This window comes from Microbacterium lacus (assembly GCF_044794305.1).
Classification (GTDB): domain Bacteria; phylum Actinomycetota; class Actinomycetes; order Actinomycetales; family Microbacteriaceae; genus Microbacterium; species Microbacterium lacus_B.
Map to the genome: position 1 here is coordinate 1,767,190 of NZ_CP084996.1, position 12,426 is coordinate 1,779,615.

Annotated in this window: 11 protein-coding genes; 4 read left to right on the forward strand and 7 right to left on the reverse strand. The window is 67.6% G+C overall.

Annotated elements, in window-relative coordinates; genetic code table 11:
• Positions 1-50: 50 nt before the first annotated feature.
• The 3 genes from LG299_RS08560 to LG299_RS08570 all read right to left on the reverse strand — a co-directional run bounded on the left by LG299_RS08560 (position 51) and on the right by LG299_RS08570 (position 3,141).
• Positions 51-902 carry a DUF559 domain-containing protein gene (locus tag LG299_RS08560; protein WP_404434735.1) on the reverse strand — a complete coding sequence of 284 codons (852 nt, stop codon included), beginning with the start codon at positions 900-902 and terminating at the stop codon, positions 51-53.
• A 236-nt stretch (positions 903-1,138) separates the two neighbouring features.
• Entirely contained in the window at positions 1,139-2,113 is a 975-nt protein-coding gene (locus LG299_RS08565) for a DNA-methyltransferase (RefSeq protein WP_404434736.1), read from the reverse strand.
• Entirely contained in the window at positions 2,092-3,141 is a 1,050-nt protein-coding gene (locus tag LG299_RS08570; protein ID WP_404434737.1) for a biotin/lipoate A/B protein ligase family protein, read from the reverse strand. Before LG299_RS08570 ends, LG299_RS08565 begins: the two co-directional genes overlap by 22 nt.
• A 229-nt stretch (positions 3,142-3,370) precedes the next feature.
• Between LG299_RS08570 and LG299_RS08575 the strand changes: the two genes are divergently transcribed.
• Positions 3,371-4,885: a DEAD/DEAH box helicase gene (locus tag LG299_RS08575; RefSeq protein ID WP_404434738.1), complete on the forward strand. Its 1,515-nt coding sequence runs from the start codon at positions 3,371-3,373 to the stop codon at positions 4,883-4,885.
• 73 nt (positions 4,886-4,958) lie between these two features.
• On the opposite strand, the gene LG299_RS08580 is transcribed toward LG299_RS08575, so the two are convergent.
• Positions 4,959-6,563: a glycoside hydrolase family 6 protein gene (locus LG299_RS08580; RefSeq protein WP_404434740.1), complete on the reverse strand. Its 1,605-nt coding sequence runs from the start codon at positions 6,561-6,563 to the stop codon at positions 4,959-4,961.
• A 162-nt stretch (positions 6,564-6,725) separates the two neighbouring features.
• Complete coding sequence (locus tag LG299_RS08585; protein WP_404434741.1) at positions 6,726-7,610, reverse strand: alpha/beta fold hydrolase; 885 nt, start codon at positions 7,608-7,610, stop codon at positions 6,726-6,728.
• Positions 7,611-7,694: 84 nt separating this feature from the next.
• Here LG299_RS08585 and LG299_RS08590 point away from each other — a divergent pair, with 84 nt between their 5' ends.
• Both LG299_RS08590 and LG299_RS08595 read left to right on the forward strand, forming a co-directional pair.
• Positions 7,695-8,150, forward strand: coding sequence for a MarR family winged helix-turn-helix transcriptional regulator (locus LG299_RS08590; RefSeq protein ID WP_404434742.1), 456 nt, complete (start codon positions 7,695-7,697; stop codon positions 8,148-8,150).
• Positions 8,147-9,502 (forward strand): MFS transporter, encoded by a 1,356-nt coding sequence (locus LG299_RS08595; RefSeq protein ID WP_404434743.1) that lies wholly within the window; start codon positions 8,147-8,149, stop codon positions 9,500-9,502. Before LG299_RS08590 ends, LG299_RS08595 begins: the two co-directional genes overlap by 4 nt.
• A gap of 55 nt (positions 9,503-9,557) precedes the next feature.
• Here LG299_RS08595 and LG299_RS08600 read toward each other — a convergent pair whose 3' ends face one another.
• Positions 9,558-10,793, reverse strand: a complete 1,236-nt coding sequence (locus LG299_RS08600; RefSeq protein WP_404434745.1) for a D-arabinono-1,4-lactone oxidase — start codon at positions 10,791-10,793, stop codon at positions 9,558-9,560.
• A gap of 50 nt (positions 10,794-10,843) precedes the next feature.
• Here LG299_RS08600 and LG299_RS08605 point away from each other — a divergent pair, with 50 nt between their 5' ends.
• A complete protein-coding gene (locus LG299_RS08605; protein ID WP_404434746.1) occupies positions 10,844-11,269 on the forward strand; it encodes a DUF1801 domain-containing protein in 426 nt (141 codons plus the stop codon).
• Between the two features lie 11 nt (positions 11,270-11,280).
• Here the strand turns inward: LG299_RS08605 and LG299_RS08610 are convergent, their stop codons facing one another.
• Positions 11,281-12,291 carry a LacI family DNA-binding transcriptional regulator gene (locus LG299_RS08610; RefSeq protein WP_404434747.1) on the reverse strand — a complete coding sequence of 337 codons (1,011 nt, stop codon included), beginning with the start codon at positions 12,289-12,291 and terminating at the stop codon, positions 11,281-11,283.
• Positions 12,292-12,426 lie beyond the last annotated feature (135 nt).

The following is a 12,426-nucleotide window of genomic DNA, read 5'->3' on the forward strand; positions in this document are numbered from 1 at the left end:
GGCCTCGCGGCGACCGTGCGGGCGCCCAGAGCACTTTCGTCCCGGAACTTTCACCTCTGTCCCCGCCGTCCACGCTGGCCCGCGGCGAGCAGACCCGCCAGAGCATTGCGCACACGCTCCGGGTGCCACATGATGTCTTCGGCGATAGGCCGGTATGTCGAGTAGCCGAGCGCAGCGGCAGCCTGGTCGCGGCGTCGATCACGACGCTGCTCCTCCCACCCCGAGTGATGCGCATCGCTGTCGCACTCGACGATGAGCCAGCCGGCAACGACGAAATCCACTCGCCCCACACCGTCGATCACCACCTGCACCTCGAACGGCACGCCGAGCGCGCGCAGCATGAGCCTCACCAAAGTCTCTGGGCCTGACTCCGCGCGTACATCTATCAGTCGCCGGAGAACCCTGTACCGCTGGGGAAGCCCGAGGAAGAGCTCATCCAGATCGTCAGGGTTGAGGACGCGGAGTCGAAGTGCCGAGTCGAGGGTGGCGAGCGCGGCACGCGCGGTCTGACAGCGCACGGCGCACGCCACCGCATCGAAAGGCTCGACGGCGATCGAGTGCGGGTGGGGGGCACGCCGCAGGCGATGCCAATGGCGGCGGATTGCGCGGGAAGCCTTCGGCGCGTTGCGGCTGGGTTCGTGAAGGTGGATGTGCAGGACAGAGGTGTCGAGGACGAACACCCCGCGCCGGTGAAGCTCCGAAACGCAGGCCAGCCGCCCACCCTGAGCACAGGAGTCAAGGAGGTCGGCATGGCTGTCAGGCGGAACATAGGCGCCGGAACGCGGACGAAGAAGTCGTCCGTCCCCGACAGCGGCCGCAATTTGGCGGTCGGTCCACCCCTCCCGACGAAGTCGCTGACGGGTGAGAAGGCGCGGCGCATCGAGGAGAGCGGGTGTCGGCATGCCCAGAAGCCTGCGATCCGGGCAGCCACCGCGACGTCGGCCGACCCCGAATTGGGGACAACTCGACAAACCTCCCAGCTGAGGAGGAACCGCCCGGGGTGTTCTGGCCGTCGTCGGGTGAAAGATCCCGGACGGATGTGGCTGGGAACGACCGTTCAGGCGTCAAATGACGGATTCGTCCCGGAACTTTCACGCAAAGGGCGCCGAATACACCGCACCGGTAGTGCCGACTGCTCTCAACGGACCACGACGGCGTGCGGCATCCGCTTCGTCATCACTTCGATGGCCTCGGGGTTCGCGTCGACGAGCACCGCGTCGCGACCCAGAGCCGAGGCGACCGCACCGGTCGTTCCGCTGCCGCCGAAGAGATCGAGCACGCGGTCACCGGGGCGACTGGATGCTTGCACGATCCGCCGCAGGATGCCCTCGGGCTTCTGCGTCGGATAACCCGTCTTCTCACGCCCGCTCGTGGGGACGATGGTGTGCCACCAGACATCGGTCGGCAGCTTGCCGCGGGCGGCCTTCTCGGGCGTCACCAGCCCCGGCGCCATGTAGGGCTCTCGGTCGACGGCCTCAGAGTCGAACCAGTAGTTCTTCGGATCTTTGACGTAGACCAGGATCGTGTCGTGCTTCGTGGGCCACCGCTTGCGCGTCTTCGCGCCGTAGTCATACGCCCAGATCAGCTCGTTGAGGAACCGCTCCCGGCCGAAGAGGGCATCCATCAGCACCTTGGCGTAGTGGGCCTCGCGGTAGTCGAGGTGGACGTACAGCGTGCCATCGTCAGCGAGCAGCCGCCAGGCCTCGGCGAGTCGGGGCTCGAGAAAACCCCAGTAGTCGTCGAACCGGTCGTCGTAGGCCCGCAGGTCTCCGCGCAGGCGCTCGTACTCCCGGCCGTGAAACCCTCGGCGCACGCCGGGCTCGGCGCCGCGTGAATTCGGACGCAGATCCAGGCGCTCGGCCGGCACGCTGCCCTGAAGTCCCGCGGAAACGGCCTCGGTCGACTCCCCGATCTGCGTCCGATTCCCCGCCGCCGAGGGCACATGCAGCGCAGTCTCGATCTGCTTGCCCTGTACACGGCCGGTGTTGAACGGCGGGTCGAGGTAGATCAGGGTGAACGACGCGTCCGGCAGCGACTGCGCGACGACGAGGTTGTCGCCGTGGTGAATCTCAACGGCGCCACGAGCCTCGCTCACGGGACGCGGTTCAGCCACGCATCGGTCGCGAACTTCGACTCGACCAGCGCTTCGGCCTCGGCGTACTCGTCCGCCGTGATCTCGCCCGGCACCGCGCCGTAGAGGTTCGTGAACGTCTCGATGAACCGCTCGATCACCGCGTCGCGGGGCAGGCCGGTCTGGCGGCGCAGCGGGTCCACCCGTTTGGCGGCCGACACCGTGCCCTTGTCGCTGAGCTTCTCGCGGCCGATTCGCAGCACCTCGGTCATGACCTGACCGTCCATGTCGTACGAGAGGGTCGCGTGGTGCAGCACTCCCCCGTTGGCGAGGCGCTTCTGCGCGGCTCCGCCGATCTTGCCCTGGGGCGAAGCGATGTCGTTGAGAGGCTGATAGGTAGCCTCGACCCCAAGCGAGCGCAGAGCCTGCAACACCCAATCGTCGAGGAACGCGTACGAGTCGGCGAACGTCATACCCTGAACGAGGGATGCCGGGACGTACAGCGAGTACGTGACGATCGAGTTCGCCGCCATGAGCATGGCTCCGCCGCCGGAGATGCGGCGAACCACATCGAAACCGTGCCGCGAAGCACCCTCCGGGTCGACCTCGTTGCGGAGCGACTGGAACGACCCGATCACCACCGCCGATTCGTCCCATTCCCACAGCCGCAGCGTCGGACGGCGTCGCCCGTCCCCGACGCGGGAGGTGAGTACTTCGTCGAGGGCGAGGTTCATCCGCGGTGAGACGGGCCGCTCGTGCACGACCTCCCAGTCGAAGTCGCTCCACCCCGGCGCGGTGACGAGCGCGCGGCGCACCGCGGTGCCGACCGACTCGGGGGTGAAGCCGAGGAGCTGCGCGCCTTCGGGGAGAGCCGAGCGCACGGCCGCGGCGATGGCCGCGGCATCCGTCTCTACCGGCAATCCGTTGACGGCGGCGTCGATGTCGTCTAGGGCGTCGTCGGGCTCGAGAAAGAAGTCGCCCGCGAGGTGGAACTCGGCGATCCGCCCGTCGCGCACTTCGAGGTCGACGACGACGAGCTTGCCGCCCGGGACTTTGTACTCACCGTGCATGCCTTCAGCCTACGACCGAGGCCTCGGCGGGGCCGCGTGCAGGGCACTCCCGGATAGGACTGCTACGGTGGAGTCTGCGGCCGTTCCTGGCCGTTGCGTCGTCGTCACGCTCCCGGCCTTGCGGCTGCGGCTCTTTTCGAACGGCGAACCGATGCGCGAATCCGCGCCGTCGCCTCTTCCCGCACCGCGTCCGATGATCGCTCGCGTGTGCATCACCGAAAGTACCCCTATGTCTTCTTTCCTTTCTCTCGGCGTGCCCGAGAAGCTCGCCGCCGTCCTCGAGGCGGATGGTAAAACCGAGGCGTTCGCGATCCAGCGCGACACGCTTCCTGACTCCCTCGCCGGTCGCGACGTGCTCGGGCGTGGCCGCACCGGCTCAGGCAAGACCATCGCGTTCGCGCTGCCGCTCGTTGCCCGCCTGTCGGGTGCGAACGCCGCCGGTCGTCGCACGAACCGCCCCCGTGGCCTCGTGCTCGCCCCCACGCGTGAGCTCGCGACCCAGATCGCCGCAACCATCAAGCCGTTGGCGGATGCCTCGGGCCTGACCGTGACGACGATCTTCGGTGGCGTCAGCCAGAAGCCGCAGGAAGCAGCGCTCAAGAGCGGTGTCGACATCATCGTGGCGTGCCCCGGCCGTCTCGAAGACCTGATGAAGCAGGGCTTCGCTCGGCTCGACGCGGTGGAGATCACCGTGCTGGATGAGGCCGACCACATGGCCGACCTCGGCTTCCTCCCCGGTGTCACGCGCATCCTCGCCGCCACCCCGCAGGGCGGGCAGCGCATGCTGTTCAGCGCCACACTCGACCGCGGTGTCGACTCACTCGTGCGTCGCTTCCTCCAGAACGAGGTTCGTCACGAAGTAGACGAAGAGTCGGTCCCGCAGGGCGTCATGACCCACCGCGTATTCGTAACGTCGGCCGACGAGAAGTCGGCCCTCGTGCAGCACCTTGCGTCCGGCCACGGCCGCCGCATCCTGTTCACTCGCACCAAGCACCAGGCCAAGAAGCTCGCGAAGCAGCTCACTGCCGCGGGCATCCCGTCGGTCGACCTGCACGGAAACCTCGGCCAGAATGCCCGTGAGCGCAACCTCGCCGCGTTCGGCGCCGATGTGGCCAAGGGTGGCGTCCGCGTGCTCGTCGCCACCGACGTCGCCGCCCGCGGCGTTCACGTCGATGAGGTCGAACTCGTCGTCCACGTCGACCCGCCTGTCGAGCACAAGGCGTACCTGCACCGTTCGGGTCGCACGGCTCGCGCCGGCGCCGAGGGTGTCGTCGTCACGGTGGCCACTGATTCGCAGCGCGGCGAGGTCAAGGACCTCCTCCGCAAGGCGCAGGTCACCGCTGCTCTCGAGCCCGTCACCGCGGCACACGCCTCGGTCGGTCAGCTCGTCGGCGAGATCGCCCCGCACGTGACTCCTGCTCCGGTTCAGCCGCAGCAGCAGCAGCGTCCGGCGCGCAAGCCTGCCGGCGCAGGTCAGGGTCGCGGCCAGGGCGGGCGCGGTCAGGGTCGTAGCCAGGGCGGTCGCAGCGAGGGCGCGCGCCAGGGCGAGAACGCCCGTGGCGGCGAGCGCACTCAGGCTGCATCGTCGGGCCAGCGCAGCCAGGCACGCCCGGCACAGAAGTCTTCGGCTCAGCGCTACACCACGGGAAGCACCGTCGGTGAAATCAGCCGCGGCGGGCGCTCCGAGGGTGGGCGCCCGCGCCAGAACCGTCGCGCATCGCACTCGGGTGGCTCGCGCGGCTGATCCGCGCACACCTCAGTAGTTGCGAAGGGGGAGGCATCCATTCACGGATGCCTCCCCCTTCGTCACTCCTCACCTACGACGTGCACGCCCGGCCATCGAGGTGGAACTGCCACGGCTGGTACGGCGATCCCTTGGCGTGGAGCACTGTCGAGGTCGCCTTGCCGGCACCCTTGCCCGTTCCGCCCGTGACGGTCACCGTGCCGGCGGCCTGGCTCACCGAGCCGCCGACCGCTTTGGTGAACGTTTGGCCGCCGCGCTCGGCGAACTCCAGTGACCATCCGGAGGACGCCTCGCCGTTGACGCGTACTGTCGTGGCGAAGGCCTTGCCAGCGCCCTTCGCGCTCCAATCGACGTGGCAGTCCAGCGGTGCGAGGTGGGGGTTGGACAGCGCGATCAGTTCGCGCGCCTGCTCGACGAACCACTGACCGGCCGCCGGGTCTTCCATCCCGCGTTCGGGGTCGAGGGGTCCAGGCGTTCCGCGGAAGCACTTGCCGTCCGACTCACCGGGCACCTTGATCCAGAGGTACGCGTCCACCAGAGCGACACCCGTCGAGGTGTTGGGCAGCAGTCCCAGACCGCGGTCCGGCGGGTTGCACCAGTCCTCGGGCGCCGGGTACTCACCCGCGGGGAACTGCCACGGGCCGAGGCCGTTGCGGCTCGTGTCGATCACGAAGCGCGTCGTCGGCTCGATGCCGCCCAGTTGCGAGGCATACCGAGACTCGACACCGTCGACGTTGAGGGCGGGGTCAGCGCTGCCCGCCGACCACTCCGCGTACTGTGACATCGCGCCGCCGTAGCCTGCGGGCCAATCGCCGCCCCAGTTGTTCGCCGGCCCGCCGTTCCAGTACTGGTTGCCGCACTCTGCGAAGCTTCCACCCGCCTCCGTCACGAAGGCGATGCACTTCGACACCCACGAACCGAAGTAGGTCGAGTTGGCCGTGAACTGGTAGTTCGAGGCGTTGAGGAAGAACCCGTCGGCATTCTGCACGCCGCCCTTGAGCAGGCGGTCCGAGATCTCGCCCACGTTGAGCCAGCTCGCTCCGGTTCCGTCGAGGTACACCGAGGTGGACGCCAGCGCGGCGAATTCATCGACGGCATAGTTCAGTTGCTCGAAGCGGTCCGAGGTGGCCGTCGCGGGGTCGAGCTCCGCCGGCTGACACCACTCCGTGACGTTGTCGAGGGTCGTGTAGTGAGGAATGATCCCGAGACCGTCGGGTTCGAGAATCACGGTGGCGGGGCGGCCACCGATGCCCGCCGCGAACCCGTCGATCCACGCCTTGTAGGCCGCGGTGTCGAGGGCACCGCCCGAGGAGTACTGGGCACAGTCGCGGAACGGAAGGTTGTACGCCACGATCACGGGCATCTCGCCCTTGGCTGACGCAGCTGTGACAACCTCGTCGACGGCCGCCTGCACCTCTGCGGGTGTGCCCTTGGTGAACCAGTCGGCGGAGGGGATCGAGCCGAGCAGCTGTGCGTCGTCGCGAGACTGACCGGTGAGTCCCTGTGCCGCTTCGAGCGTCGTGCTCCACGGATTCAAGAACAGGTCGGAGTCAGCCAAACCTCCGTCGGCGGCGACGGCTGCACCCGACACCGGAAGCGCGAGGGCGGCCACGACTGCGGCCGAGACGGCGATTCCGAACGCCCTTCGACGCCGGGTGTGGGGGGAAGAGGGGACCATAGATGCGACTCCTTCGTCAGCGCCTTTCGCAGTGCGTCATCGCGCTGCGATCTGATGGGCGCCGTGAGAGCAACAGCCCGAGTAGGGGACGTGGGAGCGCTCCCACGACATCCATCGGTGTCAGGATGACGCATCCCACCGCGTCACGTCAACCGGTTACACTCAACCGCGTACCGGGAAGCGCCGATCGGCCCACGCGAGCAGGTCCGCGAAAACGTCCTCCTGCATGACCTCGTTGAAGATCTCGTGGCGCGCGCCCGGGTAGACCAGAGTCGTCACGTCCTTGAAGCCCGACCGGTGGCGATACTCGTCGGCGAGCTTGTGTACGCTGCGCGGTCCGCCCACCGGATCGTCACGTCCGACCATGAGCAGAACCGGGATGCCTCGACCGAGCTCGTCCGCAATGCCCCGCCGCGGGCGGCCATACAGCCGTAGGGCGTCAACGACTCCGAAGAGCTTGAGCAGCGGCTCATCCGTCGTGAGCGGATCGTCGAGAAAAGCTCGGCCCACACTTAGGTCGGAAGCCAGCCACTCGGTGCCGAGGGCATCCTTCCCCTTCCACTTCGCGTTCAGGCTGCCACCGTTCAGCGACGTCGGAGTCCGTAGCGCCGAACCCGACAGGATCACCGCGTCGTAGGCATCCGGATGGTCGTTCAGCAGCATCTGAGACAAGAACGACCCCCACGAATGTCCGAGCAGCACCAGGGGCAGGCCCGGGTTCTCCGCACGGATGATCCCGGTGAACTGCCAGACGGCCGCGAGCGCGGCGCGCAGCCCGCCCGGTCCGAGCTTGCCGAGGCGGGAAACATCTCCGTCGTGCTGCAGCATGCCCGTGCGGCCGTGGCCGCGGTGATCATCGGCGTAGACGGTGTACCCGTCGGCGGTGAGCGCCGCGATAAGGGCTGCGTAACGACCGGCGTGCTCCCCCACACCATGGAGCAGTTGAACGACCGCCCGCGGTGCGGTGGTAGCGGGATGCACGTCGTAGACGATCGTGATTCCCTTTTCGTCGACGAAGGACCGGGCATCGGTGCTGGAGTCGGGCATGACTGGGAGCCTATCGGCGCGCGTCCGAATCCGGGTTTGGAGATTTTACTTAGCATGACTAATGAGCTATGCTAAGTAATCGATATGACTACTTCGACGCATCCTTCGCCCACTACCGTCGAAGCGCTGAGCGCCGAAGCATCCGAACTTCGCATGGCGACGTTCCGACTCGCTCGCCGCCTTCGCGCACAGCGCGCCGTCGATGCCATGAGCGACGGACAGTTTGCGGTGCTCGCCGGCCTGAAGATCCACGGCCCGCACACACTGGGCGAACTGGCCGAGCGCGAGCGCGTGTCGGCGCCGTCGATGAATCGCACGGTCAACTGCCTCGAGGAGTCGGGCTATCTGACGCGGACCCCGGATGCTGCGGACCGCCGAAAGGTGATCATCGACCTCACCCGGCCGGGTCTCGAGGTGGTTGAAGAGACCGTCCGTCGACGTGACGCCTGGGTCGAAGAGGCCTTGTCGGGCCTCACGACAGAGGAGCGCCGCACCCTGTCTGCTGCCGCCGAGATCATGCAGCGGATGGCCGCACTATGAGCGCCATGTTCCGGTCGTTCTCGGTCTTCAACTACCGCGTCTGGTTCATCGGCGCGCTGGTGTCGAACACGGGTGCGTGGATGCAGGCGACCGCCCTCAGCTGGGTCGTGCTGACTGAACTCACGAACAACGACGCCGGCGCGATGGGCATCACGATGGCCCTGCAGTTCGCCCCGCCGCTGCTGCTGGTCGGCGTCACCGGTTGGGTAGCCGACCGGTTCGACAGACGCCGGTTGATGATGCTGACGCAGTCGCTGCTGCTCGCACTCGGCCTCGCGATCGGCGTGCTGATCCTCACCGACGCAATGACGCTGGGCATCATGTACACGTTCGCCCTCGCCCTCGGTGTCATCGCCGCGTTCGACAACCCGGCGCGTCAGGCCTTCGTCTCCGACCTCGTCAATCGCGAAAATGCCTCGAACGCCGTCGCTCTCAACGCGGCGTCCTTCAACGGTGCGCGCATGATCGGACCCGCTGTCGCGGGCGTTGTGATCGTCGCCGTAGGCACCGGCTGGGTCTTCTTCCTCAACGCGCTCACCTTCCTCGCGATGATCGCCGCCCTTCTCCTCATTCGCGGGGACGAGCTGATCCCGCGGGCCAAGACGACCGGGGCCTCGCGCCTCGCCGACGGGTTCCGCTACGTCGCTCGCCGACCCGACCTCATCGTCACCTTCTCGATGGTGTTCCTCGTGGGTGCTTTCGGCATGAATTTCCCGATCTTCGCGTCGACCATGGCCCTCGAATTCGGCCAAGAGGCCGACGGGTACGGGTTGCTCAGCTCGATTCTCGCCGTCGGCTCGCTCGCCGGTGCTCTGCTCGCAGCGCGCCGCGACAAAGCGCGGATTCGAGTCGTGATCGGGGGCACGCTGCTCTTCGCGATCGCCGCCGGAGTGTCATCGATCATGCCCTCGTACTGGGCATATGCCGCAACACTCATGTTCACCGGCTTCGCGGTGGTCACCATGCTGACCACGGCGAACGGCTACGTACAGACCACGACCGACCCGGCTCTCCGCGGGCGCGTACTCGCGCTCTACATGGCGATCCTCATGGGCGGAACGCCGATCGGAGCCCCCATCGTGGGCTGGGTCGCGGCAGAGTTCGGACCCCGCACCGCGATCCTGCTCGGCGCCGGCGCAGCGCTGGTCGCCTTCGCGGTCGGCGCGACGTGGCTCATCGTCTCGGGGCGCCTGCACCGGGCTGACGAGTCGCGCTTCCGCCTCACGATCGACGAGACCCGCCCGCTCGCGATCGTTACGCCCGAGCAGTTCTCCGACGAGGTGGCGAGCACGACCCCGATCCGGGTTCCCGAAGCTGGCCCCACCACAGTCCCGGCGCGACGCGCTGGCTGAGGCATCCGTCTGGCTCACGCACAGATATGTGGGTTCGAGCGCAGAGGTTCGCGCGTCACCGCTCGGCGCGCACGCCCAAGCGCTCGAGGTGCGCGTTCGAGAAGACACCCTCCGGGTCGAGCCGCTCGAACACCGTGCGGGCGTCGGCGATGCGCGGGTGCACGGCCGCGATGCGCTCGGCGTCGAACGTATGCAGCTTGCCCCAGTGCGGCCGCGCCGCGAACGGCGCGAGCGCCTCTTCGATACGCGGCAGCAGCGCCGCAACCTCGGCGGGGTGGTTGAACCACGTGAAGTGGATGATCACCACATCGCGCCGGTACGCCGGGCTCAGCCACAGTTCGTCCGCAGCGGCTGAACGCAGTTCTGTCACGATCAGGTGGGGCCGGATGCTGTCACCCAGCGCCCGCACCGCGCTCAGCGCGTCGGCGGCCACCGCACGGTCGACGAAGTACTCACTCTGGATCTCGTCCCCGAACGACGGCTCGACGTCGAGCCGGAAGTGCGGGAGGCGCAGCATCCATGGGCCCGGCACTCCCCCGACCTCGGTGATGTTGTCGCCCGTGAGCGGTGAGGCCGGTCCGGTCTCGCGCACGCCGTCGAGAAGCGTGTCGGGCGCAGCATCCGCCGTCGACTTCACCCAGACGAACCCGAGGTCGTCACCCTCCCAGCGCGAGAACACCGAGACGCTGTAGCCCGCGCCGGAGATGTCGCCGTAGGCGGCGAGCGCGGCATCCCAGGTCACGCCCGTATAGATGTCCTGCCGCATGACGTACGACGGCACGATGTCGAGCGTCACCGCGACGACGATGCCGTACGCGCCGAGCCCGACGATGAGTGCGTCGAAGGATGCGTCACCCCGGCGCACTTCGTGCACCTCGGCATCGGCCCCCACGTAGCGGAGCGCTCGCACACCGGTCGAGAGCACCCCGTTGCCGTCACCCGAACCGTGGGTGCCGGTCGCTGTCGCGCCGCCCACGTTGATGTGCGGCAGAGACCCCATGTTGCGCAGCGCCCACCCACGCTCATCCAGCCAGAGAGCGAGGATTCCGTAGCGCACTCCCGCCGCCACCGTGACGGTGTGCTCCTTCTCGTCGAGCACGAAGTCCGGCGCCAGCCCCGTCACATCGACGAGCGTGCCCGTGGTGTCGGGCAGATCGGTGAAGGAGTGCCGGGTGCCGAGAGCGCGCACGCGTCCACCCTCAGCGACGATCCGGCGGACGTCGTCGACCGACTGCGCCACGACCATGCGAGGCGCGGAGTACTCGTACGTGCCGGCCCAGTTCTTGGTCATCGCACAAACCTACCCATCCACGCGTCGTAAGTGACTGCGATGATGTCGTCATGAGCGAAGCAAAGACCCAGCCGACGGATGCTGATGTACACGAGTTTCTCGACGCCGCAACGCCGGCCCGTCGGCGTGAGGACGGCCTCGAACTCGCGAGAATCTTCCACGAGATCACCGGCACCGACCCGGTCCTGTGGGGTCCGTCGATGGTCGGCTACGGCAGCTACCACTTCATCTCTCCCGCGAATCCGCGCACGCGCGGCGTGTGGCCGAAGACCGGGTTCTCGCCACGCAAGGGGCAACTTTCGCTGTACGGACTGAAGGACCTCCCCGAGGGCGCCGAGCTGTTGCCGTCCCTGGGGACGTACACCGAGGGTGCGGGGTGCGTCTACGTGAAGAAGCTCGACGACATCGACCTCGACGTCCTGCGACAGCTCATCGAAATCGCGTGGGCGCGGGAGGACGACCCCGATCCGCGCTGACCGCCTGACGATCAGCGCCCGACGGTGGACTCGCGCACGACGAGCTCGGGCTGGAAGCGCACCGCTCGCTCGTGATTGCCATCGGGGTCGGCGATCTGTTGCAGGAGAAGGTCGACGGCGGTTGAGCCGATGAGGTGGGCGGGCTGACGGATCGAGCTCAGCGGCACGACAGTTGCCGTGGCGAAGTCGATGTCGTCGTAGCCGATGAGGGCGATGTCGTCGGGCACCCGGAGGTCCGACAGAATCGCGAGCGCTTGAAGCAGCCCCACGGCCAGGAGGTCGTTCGCCGCGAAGACGGCATCCGGGCGCTGGTCGGCGGGGAGCGCGAGAATCTCTTCTCCCGCCGCGCGACCCTGCAGGACCGTGAGCGCCGGCCGTTCGATGATTTCGATCGTGGCGCCGTGGCATGCGGCCACCGCGGCCCGTGCGCCTTCGAGTCGGTCGGCCACCTGTGGGATCGACTGCGGCCCACCGACGAACATGATTCGGCGGCGGCCGATGTCGATGAGGTGGGCGCCTGCGAGGCGTCCCCCCTCGACATCGTCGACGGCGACCGAGTCGAACGACTCACCCTCGACCTCGCGGTCGACCAGGATCACCGGAACGCCACCGGCTTGCAGACGGCGTAGCAGAGCGAGATCGTCGGATGCCGGAGTCACGAGCACTCCGTTGACCCGTTGCTCGCGAAAGAGATCGAGATGGGCGGTCTCGCGGATGACGGATTCATCACTGTTCCCGAGCAGAACGGTCATGCCCGCCTTCGCGGCGCGGTCTTCTGCACCCCGGGCGACCTCAGCGAAGAACGGGTTGCCGATATCGAGGACGACGAGTCCGATGCTCCGGCTGCGGCCTGCACGCAATTGCCGCGCGGCATCGTTGCGAACGAATCCGAGTTCGTCGATCGCGCGGAGAACCCGTTCGACGGTGGTGGGCGCGACCTTGTCGGGACTGTTGAGAACGTTGGACACCGTCCCCACCGAGACCTGCGCGAGCAGGGCGACGTCACGCACGCTTACCGCCATCGTTTCCTCCCCTCTGCGTGAGTGTAGCGGGGCTCGGATACCGCTTTCACACCTTGTGTGGCGTGGCGGACGTTGACACGCATGCACATCACGCGTTACAGTTCTTGAAACGATTCACTGGCGCACTGCCGCCAC